Below are 23,401 nucleotides of genomic sequence, written 5' to 3' on the forward strand. Positions count from 1 at the left end.
CACTTGCTCATCATCCAGTCCGGTCAGCACAATGACAGCTACATTTGGGGCGGCCTGGGAGATCTTATCTATTATGGTCAATCCCTGGCTGTCAGGCAAGCCCAGATCGGCCAATACGGCGTCGGTTTTATTCTCAGACAACGCTCTGAGCGCATCGGAGAGGGTTTGGCTGCGCCTAATTTCAAATGATGCCAGACGGGATTCCCTAAGGTATTCCTGCACCAGGCGGAAATCCGCGTCGGTATCTTCAATTACCAGCAGTTTGATCGGGTCTGACATATCTTTCCTTTGTTATGGACGAGAGGGCCTCTGTACGAAGGGTGAAGGCCCCCTGCCCTTCGCTGGTCTTTTAGTGACTAGCCCTTGTTTGATGGCAGTTTGACGATGGTCAGCCAGAAATTTTCTATGGATTTCACCACCGTGGAAAACTGATTCAGATCCAGCGGTTTGGTGATATAGCAATTAGCATGCAGGTCGTATACTTTTATTATGTCCGCTTCCGATTTGGAAGTGGTGAGAACCACCACCGGAATGCTTCTCAGATTATCATCGCCTTTTATCTCCTTAAGCACTTCCCGGCCGTCTTTTTTCGGCAGATTTAGGTCCAGCAAAATCAGGTCCGGCCGCACTGCCTTGGAATACTTCCCTTCCTGGCGCAGATATTCCATCGCCTCCACTCCGTCATTCACCACCTGAAGGGTGATGTGAAGCTTTTCCTCTTTTAACGCCTCCTTGGTCAGGCGTACGTCCGCCGGACTGTCCTCGACCAGAAGCACCTCGATCGGGTTTACTATGTGATCGTCATTTTCCATGGGATTTTTCCTTCTTTCGTAAAATATTAAATGGCCCCGGTAAATAACACCGGTACTGTAAAGTAAAACGTTGCTCCCTGGCCGGCCTGGGATTCCACCCAGATCCGCCCCCCGCGATTCTCCACTATCTTCTTGCATATCGCCAGGCCGATGCCGGTACCGGGATATTCGTGCAGGGAATGGAGGCGCTGGAATATCTGGAGTATTCTGTCCTGGTATTGCGGTTCAATGCCGATGCCGTTGTCATGCACTCCGAATTTCCACTCTATATCCTGTTTCTCGGCACTGATGGTGATCCGGGGCGGTTCCTGGCCGTGGAATTTTACGGCGTTGCCGATCAGGTTCTGGAATAACTGCATGAAACTGTTTGCGGGGACATTTACCACCGGCAGGTTCCCATGGGTCACGGTAGCGCCGGCAGATTTTATGGACCCGGACAGGTTTTTAATTGCTTTGTCAACCAGTTCGTTGGAATCAACTTCGGTCAGGGGATTTTCTTTGCGGCCGATACGGGAATATTCCAAAAGGTCGGAGATCAATTTCTGCATGCGGCTGGCCGCGTTCACGATAAAGCCGATAAAATCATCCGCATCCGCATCCAACTTTCCCTTATAGCGCTTTTCCAGCAGCTGGGAATAGTTGGACATCACCCTCAGCGGTTCCTGGAGGTCATGGGACGCCACATAGGCAAACTGCTCCAGACTCTGGTTGGACCTTTCCAACTCATCATCAACCTGCTTACGCTCCGTGATATCGTGGACCATCGCGGTCGTGCGGATTAGCCTGCCGGTTTCATCCCTGATATGTTCGCATTTTTCATGGACATTGCGGACCTCTCCGGTGGATTTTCTTATGATGCGGTGATCTATTTCATAGACGTCTTTTCCCTCGCGCTTTGATCCGGAATGCGCGGCATCCACCTCAGCCCGGTCATCCGGGTGCACTTGGTCCAAAAAGGCCTCATAGGTTGCTGCAAAAGCCTGGGACTTCAGCCCGAAGATCCGATATAACTCATCCGACCAGAACAGACGGTCATTCACCAGATCAAATTCCCAGCTTCCCAGATGCGCTATTTCCTGTGCCCGGTTCAAGCGTTTTTCGCTTTCGCGGACTGACGCTTCCGCCTGCTTGCGCTCGGTGATATCCTCGATGGCCAGCAGGATGATCCGTTCTTTGCCCGAGGACCTTTTGATCTGCCGGGCGTTCAAAAGCATTATCCGGCGGCCGATGGTGGCAAAATTGTGTTCCACCTCATAGTTTTCAAAACTGGCCTTTTGGGGAAGGATGGTTTCCAGCAGTTCCCGCAGCTTGGGAATATCCCACTGCTTGTTGCCCAAGTCATAGATAAGCTGGCCCACGGTCTCGTCGGGCTTCACTTTGAAGACTTCATAGAATGATCGGCTGACGGTGACCACCCTCAGGTTCTGATCCAAAGAGATCAACGATTCCCGCACGGTGTTGATGACGCTCTCGGCGAACTCACTGACTTCATCTGCGGTCTTTTTAATGACCGCCAGTTCTTTCCGGGTCTTTTCCAGGCCGGCTTCTATCTCCTTGCGCTCGGTGATGTCGCGGATATTGCACTGCAGCACGTTCTTACCGCCGACAGAATAGGCATTGCTGACAAACTCAACCTCCTTCCGGCGGCCGTCCTTGGTCTCCAGGGGCAGGTCCTCGTAACGCACATATCCCTTCTTCTGCAGCTCAATGAAGCTGTCCCTGCTGGCCGCGATATCCTTGAACAGGCCGATCTCCCACAGCACCTTGCCCAGCAGCTCCTCGCGGGGATATCCCAGCAGGTCCTTGATGAACGGGTTGGCGTTCTCGATGACCCCGGTATCGGCGTTCAGGATCAGTATCCCGTCCTGGGCTGTTTCAAACAGCCGCCGGTAGCGGGTTTCCGAATCCTTCAACAGCGTTAAAGCCTGTTTGTCCGCCGAATCAACGGCCATCTGTTTTTCCGTTTTACCTTTCATGGAACGTCCCCCTGTTGGGTAATTTACCTCGCGCTGTCAATATCTTGAATTTTGCCTAGAATTACAAGTATTCGCTGTTGGTTGCCAGATCCCGGCCCTATTATGGATTCCACCCCGTGGATCGGTCATATCCTGAATTATTACAGCCGAACCCTTTTTCCCGAATAAATGATACACCCAATGTTTGGTAAAAGTCAACTAAAAAAAGCTTCTTCCGGTATTTTGGAATGAAGCTTTTTCTGTGAATGCTCTTTAAAACGGGGAATTCTGATGCCCCTGCCGCCGCGATACTTTGCTTGCTGGCCGGGCCCACGCATTACTGATGGATGACATCCAGAACTCCGCTTTTCAGGGCATACCACACCACCTGCAGAAAGGTGTCGCTTGGTTTTCTCCGGTAGTTCACCCTGCCCACCTTCATCGGAGCCGATGCCTCGGGAGAGTTGGTGCCCCGGATCTTGAACTGGTTGGCCAGGAACGAGGCAATGCGGTTGTCCAATCCCTTTTCGGAACCGGTTGATTTGTCAAGGACCGCTATCGTCAGGTCACTGAAGTTCGCCTGGACCCTGCCGCGGGCGCGGCCGGAGGCCACGGTGATCCAGAATTCCGCCCCTATGGCCCTGCCGGAGCTGATGTCGTAGTGTTCCACAATACTAAGGAACGGACCCAGCCGGGTCAGGTCCATCGCGCCCAGCGAACCGGAACACTTGAACGAAAGGTCCGGTGAAGCGGCCGGGACCGCCAGCCTCATTTTAAGAAGTCCGGCGTCCATCATTTTTCCCTGGGCCCGGAGGACTATGGAATCAGCCGTTTGGCCCCGGTTGGTGATGCCCTCGGCCCCCAGATTTACCTCCGTGAAGGTCAGCACGCCGGGGGCGGCTCCGGGCGCCACCCGGTCGCGGTAGGCCACCCTGCCGTCGGTAATGCGGAGGCTGTCGACCCGCACCGGCAGCCGGATGGCGGCCAGCGCCTCGTTCACCATCAGCGGGCTCTTGACAAAAGGCCCCGGTGGCTTTTCATGATAGGCAAAAGCATCAAAGGCGGGGCGGATAAAATGAACCGCCCGGGCCTGGCAAGACGCTCCCTTTAGCATTTCGCCAAAATTAAGCCCCGACACCCGGCATTCCGGCACAGATACGCTGTACCTGGTGGTTTGAAAAGGATTCTTGGTGCAGATTTCCTCGTCTCCCGCCAACGGCGAAAGCTCAATCCCTTCGGCGGTCAACTCTGAGCTAGGCGCCATAGCCTGCAGCCTTTTACAGCGTATCCCATAACGAGACCGGGAAAATTCCATATCAAGTTTCGAAGCATCCAGGCCGGCGTTGGCCATGGCATCAACCAAAGCAGACTTTCCCAAAAGAAACTGCAACCAGCGGACGCCAGTCAGCGAGATCCGCCCGGCCTTATAGGTTGAATTGGCCGTGCTCAGGGTAACGGATCGGGCCACCAGGCGGTTGGGACCGACGACGTAATACAGTCTGCCTATCCGCAGTGTGGACCCGGGATGGGCTGCGGCATAGGTATGCTCTAACTTCCTTTTGCCGTAGCCGTTCAATAGCGCCCCGTTGAAGATCAGGATGAGCACCACCCCTGCCAAGACGGCACCGCCAAGACCATAGCCAGCATAGGTCGTCAGCCTGCGCAGCTTATGACCCCGGCTGTTGTCCGCCTCTGGCCGGCGGGGCCGGTCGTCCGGGTGGCCTCTATAACTCACCGGTAATTCCTCCTTTTTTTTTATTGGAAAGGCACCATTTCCGGTTTGCTTAAGATGAAATCGCTGAGACCAAAATCGGTCGTCCGGAAAACATTGAACTTGAAGATATTGTAACCGCTTCCGGGGATCGAGGGATAATACGCAATGGAGAATTGAAAGTTGTTCAAGACCAGATATTCGTTTTTGATCAAAGCCCCTATTCCCAGTTGTGAGGACACCCGGCTGTATTTGAATCCGGACGCAGCATTGCCCAGCATGCCAAGCGACCCGGTCAGATACGGTCCGAACCGGAATCCCACCAGGTTCCAGGGGGCGTAGGATTGGGTCTGGAGAGTCAAGACGATCTTTTGGGTGCCCCGCGAAGAACCGCTGAACCCCCGGATGCCGTTCTCATCGTTGATGGTCAGGCTGTCAGAGGGGAACCGGTGCAATCCCCAGGTCACCTGAGGCTTGACGAACTGCCGGATCCGCCAGTTCCCGAACTCGGCCAAATTGCTGAAATAGGTTGCCCCGGTTGTAAAAACTCCCTGCTCCAAGGCCCGTCCGTGAAGGAATGTCCCGTATTGGAAGTTGGTGCTTAGGTATCCCCAGTCATTGTAATTGCCGTAGGAGATGCGCGAGCCCAGGTATAAGCGGCCGGTATTTCCCTGCATCTGGTAACCGCCGGTCATTCCGTAGACTGTACCGACCGGCACATATTCGACCCCCCCGTAATTATAAATATAATTGTCCCGGAAGTATTTACGTATCGAGATCCCCAGCCCCGCCAGATAAAGGTCCTGGTTGGCATAGTGATGGAACGAATCGGGCATTTCATAGGGTTTCTCAAGATACCGGATCCGTAAATAACGCCCGGCCACGATGGCATTCGTCGTCCTGTCATTTTCGGTCTTCCCCTTGAATATCCTGTTGGCATTCCCGGCCCAGTAATCCTGGATGTTGTATTTTATATCCTGACTTTGGTGTTCCGGCAGGGCATCGGCCAGGGCATCTTTTTGAAATTGCTGGGACAGGTTCAATCCCGCCGCCCACCGGGCAAAGGGAGAATAAAACGGACGTTCCACCGCCAAACTCCTGCCCGAATTCCCGTTTTCGTCGCTGTCATAATGGAGCACTGTGCTGACGTGCGAATTTCGGATATTGGGAATATAATAGTTCGCGGTCAAGGCATTCTTTTTAGTGGAACGGTTCCAGACATGCCTGTTTTGCAATTCATGCCCCAAACCAATAAAGTCCTTTTCCGTGAAGCCGGCGGCGGCGTGCGAGGTGGTAAGCGAGCCGTTCAGATAAATGCTCCATTTGTCCAAGACCCGGATATTGACATCCACCGAATCGGCCGTTTCACCCGCGGGGGCAAAAGAGAAGACGACTTCGCGGACATAGGACTGGCTGAGGATCAACCGCTCGGATTCCTTTGCCAGCAGGGAGTCCAGCGGTTCGTTCCCGCGGATAAGCAGTATGTTTTTGATGGTGCTTTCCTGGGTCTTGACATGCAGCGCATTCCCGGTCCTGAATAAAATGTTCTGCGGCATGACGGACGTGTCCTTGGCCGAAAAGCCAAACGGATCCAGGGTGGTGATGTTTATATTCCTGATGATCTTGCCTTCATAACCGGCGTACGAAAATTGTATGAGTACGGCCGGTTTCTTATGGGCCGGAAGAGAAGCCACCGGCTTGAACACCAGGCCATAGATAAACCTGGTGAATTTGGATTTTTTTGAAAATGTTTCAATATCCCCGTAAACGGTGGATGTATCCGCTTTAAAGGAGGAGGGCTGGGCTACGGCCTGAAGGTCCAGGCCGATCACTAAACATGCCATTAAAAGTATTTCAAATCTCAGACGCCATTTTCTTGTGATTACGGAACAGTTGGTAACCATTGTTTTTTCAGGCCGAGCCAGCTTCAGGCTGTCCTTATGAATATATGCCGATGGGGGGCTGGTGAGGCCTGTCCCGCCCGGCCAGGGCCTGGCCGGCATAGGCATACATTTTCCAGGAACAACTCCAATTGTTCTTTCCATTTGGTTGGTAAAGATTATTATAAAGTAACGGTCAATTAATAATACCTGGACCTTGTTTTGAAGTACCCTCGTTAATTGTGCCATTGAAAATAATACTGATAGGCCTCTCGAGTGAAAGGAAACTATTTTATTGTACAGTTTAATATAATCAAAATCAAGCAAAATCTGATCTGATCCCCTAACGGGTCTAAGTCTTATGTAATGAAGACAATTTTATGTGACCCTTGGCCACCCGCTTCATCTCTATCCTCGTTTCATACCATAAAATCGCGCTTTGGGACACCAACCCGGGGAGCCAGATTGAAATACCAGGTCCCACAGTTATAATGCCTATGGGCCTTTTGTTTTGCATGATCTGTGGTAACAGGGATACAACTTCCCCTTGGTTGCCGATCAAATCCTTCTATTCTCCGGCCTTCCCGTATAAACCACCCGGATCGAGCAAAAGACATTCATCCGAACCTTCGTAAAGAAGATCACGGTTAACGAACCGCAAATCACAATTGATTACACCATCACACCTTATAAAAGCAAAACGGAACCACTAAACATAGCGGTTCCGCGTATTATACGATCTGGCTCCAGCGGTAGGGCTCGAACCTACAACAACCCGGTTAACAGCCGGGAGCTCTACCATTGAGCTACGCTGGAATATCTTCAAGAGAGCTAATTATATTTTATTTTCACGGTTATGTCAAGATTTTTATGTCCGGGAAGACTACCTTAAAACCATGATCTTTTTGGACGACTGGTTCCAGCCGGTGGTCATCAGGGCGATGTACAGGCCGCTGGCAACCGGCTGCCCCCGGTCGTCCTTCAGGTCCCAAAAGGCCGGCTGCTGCGAACCGATACGGTTCTTGATGATGTTTATCTGGCTGGGATACGACCCGGCCAGCCTCTCCCCCAGGTTCAGGCTTCGGATCATCCGGCCGTCCAGGGTATACAATCTTATGATGACGCTGTACGAGTCGCGAATTAGAAAGAACGGGAGGTAAACCCCGCCGTTATTTCCGTTGGCCGGATTGGGATAGGGGTCCAGCAGGCGGTCCTCGTCAGGCAATACATTCTCCGGGGCGGTGTAACCCAGGGCCTTGATCCCGTCCGGTACCCCCCATCCTATGCGATAGACATCATAGAGATCGTAAACAACCCCTCCGCTGGTGTAATATTTGTGGCCGGTGGCGATGTCCGCAAAGCCCGGATTATAGATGGGATAGCTCCCCAGGGTTATATCCAAAGATTCGGGTACTGTAAAAAAAGCTTCCACTGTGCTGCGGTTGCTGCCGCTGTATTTTAAGGCGTTAATGACATCCTGCGGTCCCCAGGATGGATGGGCCTCCAGCAGCAGGGCGCACAGCCCGGCGGTCAGGGCAGTGGCCCCTGAGGTGCCGACGGAACTGGCATAGCGATTGAAATCCCCGTTCCCATCCGGCTCGTTATAGGCATAATAATTCTGCCAGCATGAAGCAATATCGGGCTTTATTCTTCGAATTGCTGCCGAATCGGACCTGCCGGCAGGCAATATCCTCACGCTGTCGGCTGGCGGCCCGGTAACCGCACCGGTGGACCAGCCCCCAGTGCTGGCCCAAGCGCCACCCACAGCGATAATGCTGACGGCATCGGCCGGAGCCACCAAACTGGTATCAGGCCGGGAATTGTTCCTGATGTTCCCCAAAGCATTTAAGATCAGCACCCCCCGGCTTGCTGCACTGTCGGCGGCCCTGGTGCAGCGGGCCTGATCTCCGTCCATCTGGTCATAACCGTAGTTATACTGGGAAGAGTCGGACCAGTATCGGTAGCCCAGCGAACTGGACACGATATCAGTGCCGATGCTGTCGGTAGCCCACTGCAAAGCAGCTATCCACCAGTCTTCCTCCTGTATGAAATCTTCAGTGGGGTATAACATCTCGGTTTTAGCCAGTATAAAATCAGCATTATAGGCGCTACCAATAAGGCTGCCTGGCTTATAGCCTCCGGCGATGGAGAGCATCCCGGTTCCGTGCCCGGTTTGAGCTAAATATAAATCCTGGTAATCCTTTTCAAACGATGTTATACTGTCTATCCCATTATATCCCCATATTGTATCGAGGGACAAAGGAGATATCGTTATTGTGTCAATTTCTATAATCCTCGGTTGAAAATCCCTCTCGGCGATAACCCGGGTCCTAAGCAGCGATTCGTGCCAGCGGTCGAACCCGGTGTCGATGATGGTCAGCCTGACCCCACTCCCGGAATAACCCCTTTGATGCAGGGAGTCGATCTTCATCATCTTTATCTGGTCCAGCGAGGGTCCATACTCCAATAAGGGTGCCTCCTTGCTTTGCCCAGTAGGAAGTTCCACGGTTTTTGAGGGCCGTTGGTAAACCGCCACCTCCTCCAGGCTTTTTACCCCTTTGCTGTCCGCTATGCGCGATAGCTGCCCGGCGGTGGCCCTTACGCTGACCGCATTAAGCCAGGGGCTGATCACCCGGATCTCTGACCCGGTCCCCCGGACTGTTTCAAGGTATTCGCTGCTGACCGGCAGATCGCCGTATGAAAGCTCCCGGCCGATCTTGGCCCGCCGTCTCATTGCGTTTGCATCAAGACCGGGGATATTTTCCGCCCGGCCCTTGTCCCCGAAGAACACCCAGCACAGCAAGGTATCAGATGACTTCCCCCCGGCAATCCTTTTTTTCAGGGATGGCGTCAATTTGCTTTGCCCGGCAGCAGCAAAGGCGGCTGACAGCGTTATCAGGGCGGTGCCTATAACAATTATTTTTTTCATGCTTGCTTCGATAAGATTATTGCAAAACACCGAAGAATTTATCTTCGGTGCTATTTTTTCTTGCCGAAAAGCCCCCCCAGCATGCCTTTTTTCTCTGGCTCCGGGGGCTTGGGCGGTTCCGGCTTGGGCTGGGGTTTGGCGGCCACCGGCGGGGAAGGTTTCACCGGCGGGGGCGGCTCGACCGGCTTGGGTTTGGCCACCTGCTTGAGCAGGCCGGAGGAAACCAGGCCGTAAAGAACCTTGCAGGTCTCAAAGTCCCCCATGTGGCTCTCCCTGATCATCTGCTCGATGTTGCGCGAACCGTCCACCAGCGCCAGCACCCGCCATTCGGCCGGCTCCAGCTTGATGTCCTCGGTCCCGGCCGCCGGGTTCTCCTCGATGGCCAGAACCAGATCCAGGCTGGGAAGCAGCTTCTGGATATCCTGCCACTCGTCTATCTGGCGGGCAGCTTCCAGCACCAGATGCTGGAGCGGGGCCTTGATGCTGTGCTGGTCGGTGGTCACATCGGGCTTGAAGGCAAAAGAGCCATGCCGCCAGCGCAGGATGCGATTGACAGCCTCGTCACCCCGGATATCGGTTGCCAGGGCATGGACTGCGGCGCCCTCATTGAAGAAAATGCTTCCGGCATCTTTGCCCGCTTCAACCTCCAGGGCCCCGGTCTTTTTGCCCATCTGGATCAGTTGCAGAATATCGGATAGATCGAAATCCTGTAGATTGCCTTCCAAACCCATTGTCAAAACCCGCTGCTTTATATTAATCAATTAATTGTAAACAATACAATCCCTGCGGCCGCACCCAGAATATCGGCGGCCAGATCCTTGAAGCTGAAACGATTTCCCTTTTGGGCTCCGTCCTGTAATTCCTTGACTATCCCCAGGGACAGGGAAAAGACCACCGCAGTGTTTCTGGCCCGAACCGGGGGCTCGGCACTTTCAGCCTCCAGCCAATGATTGGCAAGCCCCACGGCCGCTAGGCTTACGGCAAAATGAGACAGCTTGTCACGTCCCAGCCATCTGTCGGAAAGCCCGGTCTTTTCTGATGTTTGGCAATTCAGAACAGCCGCAGAACCACAAAGAACTAAGACCGCAGGCAGGAATAATTTTATCTTCGGTCTCAAAATCCCAGGCCCAGAGAAAACCGATGGGAGGTGCCCAGGTCATAAAGGCTGGGAACAAAGGCATAGTCAAATTCGTAGCTACGCCACCGGCAGCCCATGCCCAGGCTGTAGGTCTCGGTATCGTGGCCGGTCCTATATCCCATCCGGAGGGCCAGCTGGTCCCGCCATAGATACTCGCCGCCCCATCGGGACTGCCATTTTCCGTCGATCGGTTTGGCAACGTCGGCCGCCGCAGTGAACCTGCCGTTATAAGCAAACCAGGGCAGTTTATAGGCTGTTCCCAATTTGAAAGTGGTGGGCTGCTTAAAGAGGTTGCCGGCCATCTGCATCCTGGGTCCGATATTGTCGGCCGTGCCGGCCAGAGAAAGATCCCCCTTAAGGAGGTTGAAATTAAGCCCGGCCTGAAGGCTGTGACCGTACGCCGAGTTCAGGTAGACTTTCTCATACAGCCGCCGGTAGGACACCCCTACGGACAACAGCGATGACGGGACAAAGGCATAAGACAGGCTGCCGAAGAAATCATAGGCCTGGTAGAAATCCAAGGGATCCAGGCTGGGGATGTCCTCCCGGAGGGGAATATCGCCGGACGACAACAGCCGTCCGCCCAGCCCCAGGCGGTGTTTGCCGAATCCGGTGGCGTAATAGATCTCGTCCACCGAGGTCTCAGCTATCCAGACGTTATGCTGGAAATGGAACGAATTTTTCAGGGGCATCTGGGCCAGGCGGGCCGGATTCCAGTAGCAGGCCGTGGCATCGTTCACCAGGGCGATCCCGGCTTCGGCCATTCCGGCGGTCCTGGCCCCGGCACCGATCTTGAGGAACGACATGGCCGTGCTTCCGGCCAGGGGGTACACTTCCGCCAAGGCACTATCGGCAGTTGCAAAAACAAACAGGGCGAAAAACAGACGGCTTAGATATCGTATCATGACAGCCTCGTAAAAGCTTTCCGGTTAAATGGTGATTGCCTACCTTGAATTTCCCGCTACAACACTCCTTTAAAAAATAACCCCAAAGCTTGTTTTCTAAAACCGCCGGTTCAAGGGGTAGGCATTATACGAATAGGGGTCCACCTGGTTATACTGGAACTCTATCAGGAAACTCTTGCTGGGCTGGTATTTCATGCCGAACGACGGCAGGAACATTCCCTGATCATGTTTTCCGCCCTGAAAAGATGACAGGCTGTTGAACTGGTTCGGAGTAAAACGATAGGCCAGATCCAGGTTCAGTTCCAGCTTGTCGGTCAGCCGGTAGCTCATGGAATTGCGGTAGAGATTGCTCACCAGGCTGCCATTATTGGTGCCCAGATAACTCATGGAAAAGCTTTGCTGCATGGAAAGACGGCTCATGTCAATAAGGTTATTGTTGAACAGACTATTATATGACGGAACCGCGATCCCGCTATAGGACTGGGCCGGAACCAGGCTGGCAGCCAGGCAGAGAAGCATTACGATGGAAACGAGCCTTTTCATTTTTTCCCTCCCTCGCTGGTGGTGCTTTTGTTTTCGACTTTTGCCGGGGTGCCGCCGGCTTCGGATTTGGCCTGCCGCCGGTACTCGCTGCTGCGGTTATCAGTGATGTAAAATCCTGATCCCTTGAACAGCAGACCAACCCCCCCGCCCAGTAGGCGCTCCACCTTGCCTCCGCACTTGGGACATTTCTTCAAGGGCTTGTCCTTTATGGATTGGAACTGCTCAAAGCGGTGATTGCACAAATTGCATTCATATTCGTAAGTGGGCATAAAACCCCCGATGTTATCCTCTAAGTATACTAACTAAAATGCCTTGTGTCAATACATAATCATCATCTGATCATCACCATGCGGCGGACCAGCGACCTTCCGGATATCGAAAGGCGGACAAAATATATGCCTCCGGAGAGTCCCCTGCCGTAAAAATCCTTCCCATCCCAGACGGCATTATAACTCCCCGGCTGGAGCAGGCCCGAGGTCAGAATTTTAACCTTCCGGCCCAGCACATTGTAGACCGCCAATTCGACCGGCGATCTCTGTTTCAATTGAAAGGTTATCTCGGTTGACCCGGCAAAGGGGTTGGGCCGGTTCGGCAGCAATCTGTCGGCGAAAAGAAGCACCGGCTGCCCTCCCGTCACCCCGGCCGGAGCCGGACCCGCCAAGACATCGTCGATGAACCACCCCTGCGACCTGATGCCAGGTCCGGCGCTGTCCACATAGGCAATGAACCTCAATTGCAGGGCCTGGCCCGGCTGGTACCGGGACAGATCGTATATTCTCTTTTCCCACTGCCCGGATGATCCGGTCAGGACCCCCAACAGCCTGGTCCCGAACGACCCGGACAATTCTATGAAGCCATAGCCCCACTCGGGAATGAAGTCGTACCACTGCCAGAAACTTAGCTGGTGGCTTTCGCCCACCAGAAATGGTCGGCTAAGCAGGGTATCCACCGCCCGGTAAGGAGCCAGGTTCGCCGACTCGATCCCGAAATACCAGCTGTTGGCCGGAGAATGGTATCTATAAGGGCTGATATGCCAATAACTGGAATCCGACACCAGCCAGCTGCCGCCGCCCGACTCTGTTTGATCGTCAAGCCCTGCCGCCCCCACCGTCAAGATCAACGAATCGGAAAAATATCCCCCGGCAAATAAGCCCTGGATCAGGAGCCTGGGGAAATAATTGGTATCCGGCGCCAGCGAATCTATTTTAAGAATAAATTCAATGGCAGCGCCAGAATCCGGCTCCAGCCAAATCAGGCTGTCAGAAGGCTGCAATATATCCATCAAGCCGTCGGCGGTGCTCAGGCTGAAAGCGCCCTGGCTTAGAGCCGCCTGGCCGGTGTTTTTCAAAGACACCGACAGGGTGACGGTCTCGCCCGGTTCGATTATTTTATTTCCGTTGCCCAACAGGCTGTCATCAGTTATATGATACAAATATTTCAGTGACGGGGCCGAGATATCCTGGCCGATCTGGTAATGCCAGTTGTTCCCGGCGGAATCGATGAGTTCAATTTCGAACCGGGTGATATCCCCCTCCCGGCAGGTCGAGTCGATGGCAATTTTCGGAGAACCGCTGGTCCAGAGGCTGTCGCCCGGCAGCAGCCCTGAGATGTCTGCCAGACTGTCGGTCACTGCCGCATTGCTGTCAGTTGACCTCAATACAGCCCTGGCATTCAATCCGGAGAATAATGTTCCGTTATTTCTGATCAAAATTTCCAGGGTGCCTGATTCGCCGGGTCCGGCCAGTCCGTCGCCGTTGCCCGAGATCTCGGTCCATCTTTGCCCGGCATATGATAGGCTGGGGCCCGGTGTGACTATCTTCACATCCTTCTGCAGCGGGATGCAGTTCGCCGCCCAGGCAGAGAGGCCCGCCTCCTGCGGCAGGGCTGTAAATCCCGACAACAGCGCCTGTCCGGACCGATCGGTGACCGATCTTATGTATGTAGAATCGACGCACAAGGTGAGGACGACATCGCCGGCCGGCTGGTTGTTCCTCGATACACTCACCGAGAGCCCTATGGGCCCGGTATTGATGCTGTCGGAGCAGATCATCTGCAGGCTCTCCGGAGCGGATGTCCATACCGCCAGGGTGGGATCCCCCAGCAGATTCAGATTGTAATTGACCCAGCGGAAATAGCCGTCGGCCTGCGACAAGGGGATCATGTCGGCCTTGGAGAAGCCCACCGCCTGCCCCAGGCTGGGGGCCTGCCGAATCAGCAGCTGATCGAAGAAAGTATTGTCGTAAAGATCGGACGGGCTGTAACCGGGGAATCCGGGGAAGTACCACCCATAGCGCGAATTTCCAATGAAGGCCAGCCCCCCGCCCTGCGGGTTATTCACGAAATGCTCGGCGATGCAGTTGGAATCGAAGCCGGCCGCCTGGCAGCCCTGGGAGTACAGGATACCCCACCGGCCGGAATTGTTGAGGGTGTCCATCAGGGTGGTATCCAGCCAGCCGTTCCCTCCCTGCATCACCTTGAAACCGGAATGGCCATTGTGGTTCATCAGATGGAGTCCATTATTGACCGACTGGATTATGGTGGCCGGACTTTCGTTGCCCGATGACTGGTAAAGCTTCTCCACCGGACGGAAATGATCGGTCATATAATCACGATCCACCATGTCCTTGCCCAATGCGGCGTCGGTGCCGGCGTCCAGATAGGACGCCCAGAAAGATGCCCTGGAAAGATAGCCGTCCGGAGGATTCTTTTCATAGGTCAATACCTTGTCAACGAAGGTCCCAGCTTGTTCTATGCTGCCGGCCGTTGCCCGGCCCACCGAGATCTCGGGATACATATCCACACTGTCAGCCGGCTCCCCGAAGATGCCGTTATTATTGAGGTCCCAGCCGCCGTCCAAATCGCTGTAGTAAAGATCGCAGATCAAGCTATCAACGCCCACTCTGGTGCTGTCCTCGTACCCGCTGTGCATGGCAAAGGCGGTCCGGGCCGGGACCAGGCCGTAATCTCCGCCCAGCAGCAGATGGCTGATCCCGTGATTTGCATATTGCTCGATGACGAAGTTGCGCAGTTTCTCCGGCTGATCACGGCCGGGATATTTCGGATAGATGGTGTCCACCACAGCTATTTTTGTGCTGATGCCCTTTTGGTTCTTCCATTGGGCCAGCCTCTGAAAAACTGTGTCAAACTGGGTTACGGTAACTATCAGAAGGTCGTACTGGGGGCCTTTCGGGGTTGCCTCCCCGGGATAATTGAGAACAGCAGGCTCAAAGTTCGCAGCAGATCTTGAAACCCATGGGGCTCCATGTTGGGACATTCTTGCCTTCTTGGAGTGATCCAGGTCATATTCAACTATGACCTCCATATCCTGAAGCACCCTCAGCTTTCCTTCCAGGGGCTGGAAGCTGAAGGGGCAGACCACCAGGTTTAACAGGTTATAACCGCCGAAATTTCCCTGGTGCCGGCTGAGCACCGGCCCGGCGGGGTAGTAGCCGCCGGAATTGTAGATCAGGCTGTCCTTGATGAAACCCGGCTGGGCATTCTCGGAGGTCGGCTGGTATCTCTGGGCCGGAATGATGTTGTAGCTGCCGGGAAGTTCCCGGTAGGCATCATTGGTCTTTATCGACCGGACCACGGCCTGCGGCGGCAGTAACAGGGTCAGGGTTTTGGCCGGCAGCCAGGGGGCCCCGGGCTTACCGTAATTGACCAGCCCGGAACATTTAATTGCCTGATACTCCCCGGCTTTTTGGAAATCCGGGGAAAGGTCCCGAAATGATATTTTTTGACTGAGGGTGCCCCCGCCGGCTATTGAAGCAAGCGATACCAACGAGATTATGGTCAATTTGATCTTCATATATCTTTAATGCAGTTGTAAGAATATAACATCAATTAACCCGGCAGTCAATAGTTTGCCGTTTTTAGTGAAAAGGGAATATAAAAGGCCGAGCTCATCGCTCGGCCTTTTATATTACAACGCCTGTTTTCTTGACAGGCTGACCTTGCCGGTATCGGAATCTATCTTGATCAGCTTGACCACTATCTGCTGGCCCTCCTGGACCACGTCCTCCACCTTCTCCACCCGTTTTTTATCCAGCTCGGAGATGTGGACCAGACCTTCCTGGCCGGGCATGAACTCCACAAAAGCCCCGAAATTCATGATCTTGACCACCTTGGCCTGGTAGATCTTGCCTATCTCCGGCTCGGCGGTCATCCACTTGATCTTCTCGTAGCAGGCCTCGGCCCCCGCCACCCCGGCCGCTCCCACCGAGGCCACGCAGACCCGCCCGGAATTGTCGTCGTCGATGTCTATCTTGACCCCGAACTCCTCCTGCAGGGCCCGGATGCTCTTGCCGCCGGGGCCGATGACCATGCCGATCTTGTCGGGCGGGATCATCAGGCTGAGGATCCGCGGGGCATAAGGGGAAAGCTCGGTCCGGGGTTGGTCCATGGTCTGGGTCATGATGTCCAGGATGTGCATCCGCCCCTGGTGCGCCTGGGTCAGGGCCTTCTGCAGGATATCCTTGGTGAGGCCCTGGACCTTGATATCCAATTGCAGGGCGGTGATCCCCTCCCTGGTGCCGGCCACTTTAAAGTCCATGTCCCCCAGATGATCCTCCAGGCCCATGATGTCTGAAAGAATGGCCACCTGGTCCTTTTCCATGACCAGCCCCATAGCGATGCCGGCCACCGGAGATTTGATGGGCACTCCGGCGTCCATCAGCGACAGCGAAGCGCCGCACACCGAGGCCATCGAGGAGGAGCCGTTGGATTCCAGGATTTCCGATACCACCCTGACGGTGTAGGGAAACCGGTCCTCGGCCGGGATCATGGGAGCCACCGCCCTCTCGGCCAGCGCTCCGTGACCTATCTCCCGGCGGCCCGGACCGCGGATGGGTTTGACCTCTCCCACCGAGAACGGCGGAAAGTTATAATGCAGCATGTAGCTTTTGGTGTATTCGCCCTCCAGATCCTCTATCCTTTGCCCGTCGGAGGCGGTTCCCAGGGTGGTCACCGCCAGGCTCTGGGTCTCGCCCCGGGTGAACAGGGCCGAGCCGTGGGTCCGGGGCAGCACCCCCACCTCGCAGGTTATGGGACGGATGTCGGTCAGGCCCCGGCCGTCGGCCCGTTTGCCCTCCTTAAGGATCCTCTCCCTCAGGTCCTGGCTCTGTATCTCCTCGATCAGCGCCTTGATGGTCTTGTCGGATTCCGGATAGGATTCTTTCAATGATTCGATGGCCTCGGCGGCCAGCTGCTTGACGGCATCCTGACGGACCTCCTTTTGCGGCAGGATGTTGGCCGCCCGGACCTTGTTCAGGGTCAGCTCCCTGACCTTTTCTATCAGGGCCTGGTCCTTCTCCGCCGGGGTGACGACCCGCTTGGGTTTGCCGCATTTTTTGACCAATTCATCCTGCATCTCCACGATCTGCTTGATATACTGATGGCCGAACTCTATGGCGGCCACGATCTCGTCCTCCGAGACCTCCCGGGCCCCGGCCTCCACCATGGTGATGGAATCGCGGCTGCCGGCTATGACGATATCCAGCCGGCTTTCCTGCAGCTGCTGGAAAGTGGGATTGATCACATACTGGCCGTTTATCATCCCCACCCTGACCGACCCGATGGGTCCCAGGAATGGGACATCGGAGATGGACAGGGCCGCCGAGGCCCCGATCATTCCCAGTATATCGGAATCGTTCTCCTGGTCGGCTGAAAGTATCAGGGCAAAGACCTGCACTTCGTTCCTGAATTCCTGCGGGAACAGCGGACGGATCGGCCGGTCGATCAGCCGGGCCGAAAGGATCTCCTTTTCCCGGGGCCGGCCCTCCCTCTTGAAGAAGCCGCCCGGTATCCTGCCGACGGCATAGGCCTGCTCCCGGTATTCCACGCTCAGGGGGAAGAAGTCTATTCCCTCCCGGGGCTTATCGGCCCCCACCGCCGTCACCAGCACCACGGTGTCGCCGTAGCGCACCGTCACCGAACCGCCGGCCTGTTTGGCCATCCGGCCGGTCTCGATTATCAGTTTGCGTCCCCCCAGTTCCAGTTCCTGTACTTGTACCATTTTTTCCTTCCTGCCCCGCAGCTCTGCGGGACCTTCCCCGCTTTTCGGGGGAAATTGATTGTTGATTGGAGCGTATCACCGCAGGCCTTGCCGTACTTTGTCGGACCGGAATGGTCCGAGTTGTTTCGCGTGTTTCGCGGGCAAGAAAGCCTGCTGATACCTGCTCCGGGGTATTGCTTGCCGTCCGGTTTACGCCCACCGGGGCGATTACGATCGCCCCGGTGGCTTATCAAGCCCGGACAATTACTTTCTGAGTTCCAGCTTTTCCACTATGGCCCGGTAGCGGTCCATATGGCGCTTGGATAGGTAGTTCAGCAGCCGGCGCCGCTGGCCCACCATCTTTAAAAGCCCCCGCCGGCAGGCGTGGTCTTTTTTGTGGATCTTGAGGTGCTCGGTCAAATCGTTGATCCGCTGGGTAAGCAGGGCCACCTGCACCTCGGGGCTGCCGGTATCCCCTTCATGTTTCTGGTGTTTGCCGATCAAATCCTGCTTCTTTTCAATGGTCAGTGGCATGGTGTGATTTCCTCCTGATTTTTCTGATGCCTTCTCCCGCGAAGCGGTGCAGGAGAGGCCGTTAATGATAGGTAATTATAAGCTATAAGTGGCACGAATGTCAACACCATAAGCAAGCAGATATAAGGATACAAAAAAGGCCGGGTTATCTACCGGCCTTTTTTGTTTGGGTAAAAAGTTCGATTGGTTATTTTAATATCACCATTTTCTTGGTTGCTTTAAAACTGCCTGACTCCAGTCGGTAAAAATAAACACCGTTTGCCGCGGCTTTGCCGGTATTATCCCGGCCATCCCAGGTTACATTATACAAACCCGCAGGCTGTTCCTGGGAAACCAAAGTTTTTACCACCTGCCCCAGGGTGTTGTAGATCTTCAGGCTGACTTTGCCCGCCTGGGCCAATTGGTATTTAATGGCTGTTTTCCCGGTGTTGGGATTGGGGTAGTTTTGCATCAATTCGTAGCTATAGGCTGCGGTTGATTTGCTATTGCTTCCGGAAATGTCTTCCGTAGATTTCCCGTCGCAATCCCGGTCGTATTCATAAAGGGCTATTACAGAACAAACCGCATATTCGCCAATAGTTTTGGTTATCGTTACCTCTATCTGCCCGTCTTTTAGGCAACTATTGGGTATCCAATGCTCTTCGGTAACAACCGTTTTGGGTTTAATGGTGGTCTTGGCATTGAAGGTTTTATCCACCGTCAGGGTTTGTTTTATATTAGCATCCGTTTCCTGGTAATAAACCACTTTGATCCGGTATTTTTTGGCCGGGTCAAGATTTTGAATGCTGTATTTCAATTCTGCCTGATGGTAGTCAATGGTATATTCCGGCTGCGGGCCGTAATAATATGTGCCCTTTTTCTGGAGGTTATAACTGTTATACTCCTCTGTTCCCACATCGATGTAATTGCACGGCACCGGGTCAACCGTCATTTTATAGTTTTTAATTAGGGAGATGATGGCTTTGGTACCGCCTTTTACTGTTGGCATTTCCTCGGTCCAAAGCACATACAGCTTGGATTTGGGCCATTCCTGCTTGAAGGCGATGGAAGGATAACGGGAAATGCCGCCCTGGGCGCCGGAAAGGTTCTGGGTGCCCATCAGCCAGCCATTGTCGTATTCGCAATTGTAAATAAGATCATAGTCGCCGTCTTTCACGTTCTTGCTGTAAACGTACTGACCGGCGGCTGCTACCACCGGGAAATCGGCATTTTGCCCATCCGGGCAGGATATAATTTGCTTATCCGACCAGCCGTTAATCCCTTTGGTCTTCTTGACGATTTGATAGATATCCGGCGCTATCTCTTCCTGCCAGACCACGGTGGTTTTATCGCCATAGGTGTCAACAATGGGGTGTATGCCGTTTTCGCCCATCTCGAAAAATTCGCTGTTGTCCTTATAATAAACCTTGCCGGAATGGCTCCAGGCGATCTTCAAGTTTCCGGCTTTATCCAAGGCCAGCGACGGCGATTTGAAAGCATCGGCGCCGCCTTGATCAATGGGGGTTGGAGCCAGATTTGCAGAAGTTGAGGGATTATAGGTAGAGATCAACACCGAAGATCCCGAAGCCCCCTCATCCACCCAGCCCAGGAATGAATTGTTGGTGTTTTGATCCAGAACATAGGCAAGGTAGGATATTTCAGTGCCTTCGGGGCCGGTGTAAATGAGTTGCGGTTCTTCAAATGTGCCGCTTGCCATTTTTGTGCTGTAGAGGCGATTGCCGTTATTCCAGCAAATGGTTGGCAAGTTAACGGACGTTAACTCTATGGCCGGGCGTTTGCCCAAGCCTACGGTTACAGGAGATGTCCAAGTTTCGCCATCGTCTAGCGAGCTTGTATAATAAACATTCTCGCCGGAAGCAAAGACCGCGTGAATTTTGCCATCGCTCCCTACAATGATCTTTTTGCCATTGGAATAGGCGGTGCCTTCGGGGGTATTGCTTTCAGCAACGATGGGATCATCTTCATTTGGTGAATCTATATAGACAATGTTAGACCAAGGCGTAACATACCCGTCGTTATGGATTGCCCTCATCCTTAGATATAATCTAGAAGGAACGCTGCCAAAATCATAAATAGTCCAACCGAGGGCATTGGGGCTGATATCATCCCTTAATGTGTACCAGATTGAAGATGCATCCGTATGCATTTGAACTTCATATCTTTCCAACGTTGGACAACCCCAAGCATAATACCAGCCAAACCAAAGGTCATAATTAGTTCCCGGCACTGCTTTAGAAGCAGTAGCTTCTCTTAATGAGGGGCTGACCATTTGCGGCGGTTGGGGCACACCAAGTGCCGTATAAGCAAATTCAGCAAGTAGTGGGTTAGTAGGCACATATGATCCCGACATGTTTTTGTAAGTGTAGGTTTTTAAATAACACTCCCACACATTGTCACTATTTTTTGTTAAAGTACCATCAACTATTTGACAATCTTTTTTGCTCCCGCTATATGTTGGGTCGTTTGTCCAACCCTTCGATTGAGCCCCTCTGGTCCATATTTGAGGTGCCGTTGTATAATATCTGGGAAGTTGTATTTTTTTTATCGCTTCATAACGTGGGGAAGCCATTAAATAATCTGACGAACCCGGCACAAAACCAGAAAGCACACCAGCATGGCTATAATAATCGCATCCCACATACTTGCCTTTAACCAATTGCCATGGAGCGTTAAGCATGTCCATAGCCTTACGGGCGTTAATTAAGCCATAGCCATACTCATCATTAATTCTCGTACCGTTGCCCGAAGAAGTCAGTTCAATAATTTTTCTAAGATCATCATTATTCAATACTATCCCCTTGCTTTTGGCATACCCTTTAAGCAAAGAGGCAACTCCGGTAACATAAGGTGTTGCAAACGAAGTTCCGCCCCACCATTTGTATGTCGGTGTGTAATGCCAGTCATAGAGCAAATATTTGCTTTCTTTAGGGTCCCCGCCAACGTCAGTCGTATCAATCCTAACATCGCAGGCGGTTGAATAGATATTTATATCCTTATAATCCTTAAAATAATCTGTCGAATAACCACCAGGTGCAACAACACTTATATGACTACCATATTCGGAAAAATCACTTAATCTACCTGTTTTTTGCACTGCACCAACAGCCATAACACCAGGCATAGCTGCCGGGTAATATGGATTGCCCGTCGGCGTGATATTGTTGAACATGCAAGCGACCAATAAAATATCACTGTTATAAGCATTAGCGCAAGCGCCTGCCAAGGCTATGTTCCACCCATTAGGATCGCGCCAACTCATATTAATAATCTCTGCGCCTAGACCTCTGGCCTCATCAATTCCGGCGTAGCTACCGCCTCCCACCTGATTAATTCTGACATCAGCATCAACCCCGGCAATGCCTATGCCATTGTTGGTTTGGGCCCCCAATATGCCTGCTACAAATGTGCCGTGTCCCCCATAAACAGTGTTGCCAACAATAAAAAAATCACGCCAATTGGCTATGTGGGAAGTTTTATTATTTATATCAGGATGACCGCTGGCTGTTTCCCATAAAGGGTCTGGCGTAGGATTAGCCAAAACGCCGTTTTCAGTGATATAAACATTAACGGTCGTGCTGCCCTTAAATAATTCTCAGGCTGATTTGGCGTTAATATCCATACCGGGGTAATCCGTATTGTTCAATCCCCATTGATAACCCTTTTCAAAATCAGAATCGTTGGGATAAGTTTGTGCAAACGCAATGGAGCTCAAAATCAAGACCAAACCGATAAACGATAATTGTCCCTTTCTCATGCTTACCTCCTTTTAAAATGTTAATTGATATTTGCCTGAACCATCGGCGTTCATTATCCAAAGCTTGCCGTTATTACTGCAGCAATTGCTGTAAACTATCTTAGTCCCATCCGGGGACCATCGTGGGTATTCCCCGATATTCTCACAAATGCTGGCGTCGCCCATTAGATTCTTATGGTTCCCGCCGGTTGCATTAATGGTGTATATCTGTGATAAACGCAAATATTTTTGGCATTGAACAGCTATTGTGTTTCCATCGGGGGAATATTGCATATTATAAAGTTTTCCGTAAATAGTATCGACAAAAGCAGAATCATAAGTATCAATATTTATTGTTTTTAAATAAGATATGAAATATTTATAACTACTATCATAATATTCTCTTCTTGCCAATATATTTTTATTATCTGGTGACCAAGTTGGATAATCATAATTAGAACTAATCCTTCTCAGTGCATTTCCATCTTTATCCATAACCCAAATGCCAGCTGAATCTATAGTTTTGGCAAATGCAATATTATTACCATCCATACTCCAAACTGGAAATGACGACCAACCCATATTTGTTAGCCTTGTTAAGCTATCTCCGTTGGCTTTTATTTTATATATATCCAGATTCAACGATGCCACGATCCATTGGCCATCAGGGGACCAATCAGTGCCATAAAATAAAGAAAAGGCGGGATGGTTTGATTTAATAAAAAATGGCTGCATTTCACTGCCGTCAGGTTTTACTGACCAAATACCTAACATGGAGTCAGGCAATTGACTATCAAGATTCCAAAATAATATTTTTGTCCCATCCGGTGACCAATTGGGATAAAAATGGGTGACCCCATGTGGCGGGTTCACTACTGTTGTATCGGGCTTAGGTTGAATCGGTTCTTCCTTGCTGCAGCCCATGCTGGTTGCCAACAAGGCCATGCATAACAATTTTAAATAACTTCCATTATAGTATCCCCTCTTTTTAAGGATTTGTTGGCTATTGTAACAGTGTTGGGCATATTTGTCAAGTAAATTTTCATCGTGGGGGGGGGGGATTATTTAGGGTGTGTAATTATGTAACTGACATTTATTTCCTAAGTGAATTACTACGGCCTTATGGCCGTAGCATCAAGTTCTAAGCCCAGACTTCGTCTGTCCAGCTACGCTGGATGCTCTTCATCTATGCCCTAACGGACATAGTATTTCGGCGGAAGAATAAAAATCCCCGTCGGCTTTTTACAAAGCGAACAGGGCAACATT

General features: G+C 52.5%; 16 protein-coding genes and 1 tRNA gene. All 17 read right to left on the reverse strand.

The window, feature by feature from the left end:
* Positions 1 to 356: 356 nt before the first annotated feature.
* Positions 357 to 812, reverse strand: a complete 456-nt coding sequence (locus tag A2273_00460) for a response regulator (protein ID OGF06719.1) — start codon at positions 810 to 812, stop codon at positions 357 to 359.
* Between the two features lie 26 nt (positions 813 to 838).
* On the reverse strand, positions 839 to 2,788 hold the full coding sequence (locus A2273_00465; protein OGF06720.1) for a hypothetical protein: 1,950 nt from the start codon (positions 2,786 to 2,788) through the stop codon (positions 839 to 841).
* A 316-nt stretch (positions 2,789 to 3,104) separates the two neighbouring features.
* On the reverse strand, positions 3,105 to 4,502 hold the full coding sequence (locus tag A2273_00470; protein ID OGF06721.1) for a hypothetical protein: 1,398 nt from the start codon (positions 4,500 to 4,502) through the stop codon (positions 3,105 to 3,107).
* A gap of 20 nt (positions 4,503 to 4,522) precedes the next feature.
* A complete protein-coding gene (locus tag A2273_00475) occupies positions 4,523 to 6,073 on the reverse strand; it encodes a hypothetical protein (GenBank protein OGF06950.1) in 1,551 nt (516 codons plus the stop codon).
* Between the two features lie 637 nt (positions 6,074 to 6,710).
* Entirely contained in the window at positions 6,711 to 6,920 is a 210-nt protein-coding gene (locus tag A2273_00480; protein ID OGF06722.1) for a hypothetical protein, read from the reverse strand.
* A 179-nt stretch (positions 6,921 to 7,099) separates the two neighbouring features.
* A tRNA-Asn gene (locus A2273_00485) sits at positions 7,100 to 7,174 on the reverse strand.
* Positions 7,175 to 7,241: 67 nt separating this feature from the next.
* Positions 7,242 to 9,287: a hypothetical protein gene (locus tag A2273_00490; GenBank protein ID OGF06723.1), complete on the reverse strand. Its 2,046-nt coding sequence runs from the start codon at positions 9,285 to 9,287 to the stop codon at positions 7,242 to 7,244.
* Between the two features lie 50 nt (positions 9,288 to 9,337).
* Positions 9,338 to 10,018 carry a hypothetical protein gene (locus tag A2273_00495; GenBank protein OGF06724.1) on the reverse strand — a complete coding sequence of 227 codons (681 nt, stop codon included), beginning with the start codon at positions 10,016 to 10,018 and terminating at the stop codon, positions 9,338 to 9,340.
* Positions 10,019 to 10,044: 26 nt separating this feature from the next.
* Positions 10,045 to 10,341, reverse strand: a complete 297-nt coding sequence (locus A2273_00500) for a hypothetical protein (protein OGF06951.1) — start codon at positions 10,339 to 10,341, stop codon at positions 10,045 to 10,047.
* A 59-nt stretch (positions 10,342 to 10,400) separates the two neighbouring features.
* Positions 10,401 to 11,330, reverse strand: a complete 930-nt coding sequence (locus tag A2273_00505; GenBank protein OGF06725.1) for a hypothetical protein — start codon at positions 11,328 to 11,330, stop codon at positions 10,401 to 10,403.
* 96 nt (positions 11,331 to 11,426) lie between these two features.
* A complete protein-coding gene (locus tag A2273_00510; protein OGF06726.1) occupies positions 11,427 to 11,873 on the reverse strand; it encodes a hypothetical protein in 447 nt (148 codons plus the stop codon).
* Positions 11,870 to 12,142, reverse strand: a complete 273-nt coding sequence (locus A2273_00515) for a hypothetical protein (protein OGF06727.1) — start codon at positions 12,140 to 12,142, stop codon at positions 11,870 to 11,872. Before A2273_00515 ends, A2273_00510 begins: the two co-directional genes overlap by 4 nt.
* Before the next feature lie 62 nt (positions 12,143 to 12,204).
* On the reverse strand, positions 12,205 to 15,684 hold the full coding sequence (locus A2273_00520) for a hypothetical protein (GenBank protein ID OGF06728.1): 3,480 nt from the start codon (positions 15,682 to 15,684) through the stop codon (positions 12,205 to 12,207).
* A gap of 114 nt (positions 15,685 to 15,798) precedes the next feature.
* Positions 15,799 to 17,889, reverse strand: coding sequence for a polyribonucleotide nucleotidyltransferase (locus A2273_00525; GenBank protein OGF06729.1), 2,091 nt, complete (start codon positions 17,887 to 17,889; stop codon positions 15,799 to 15,801).
* A 243-nt stretch (positions 17,890 to 18,132) separates the two neighbouring features.
* Positions 18,133 to 18,402 carry a 30S ribosomal protein S15 gene (locus A2273_00530; GenBank protein ID OGF06730.1) on the reverse strand — a complete coding sequence of 90 codons (270 nt, stop codon included), beginning with the start codon at positions 18,400 to 18,402 and terminating at the stop codon, positions 18,133 to 18,135.
* A gap of 187 nt (positions 18,403 to 18,589) precedes the next feature.
* Entirely contained in the window at positions 18,590 to 20,098 is a 1,509-nt protein-coding gene (locus tag A2273_00535) for a hypothetical protein (protein ID OGF06731.1), read from the reverse strand.
* 2,070 nt (positions 20,099 to 22,168) lie between these two features.
* Entirely contained in the window at positions 22,169 to 23,080 is a 912-nt protein-coding gene (locus tag A2273_00540; GenBank protein ID OGF06732.1) for a hypothetical protein, read from the reverse strand.
* Between the last annotated feature and the right edge of the window lie 321 nt (positions 23,081 to 23,401).

The organism is Candidatus Edwardsbacteria bacterium RifOxyA12_full_54_48, assembly GCA_001777915.1.
Lineage (GTDB): Bacteria > Edwardsbacteria > AC1 > AC1 > EtOH8 > UBA2226.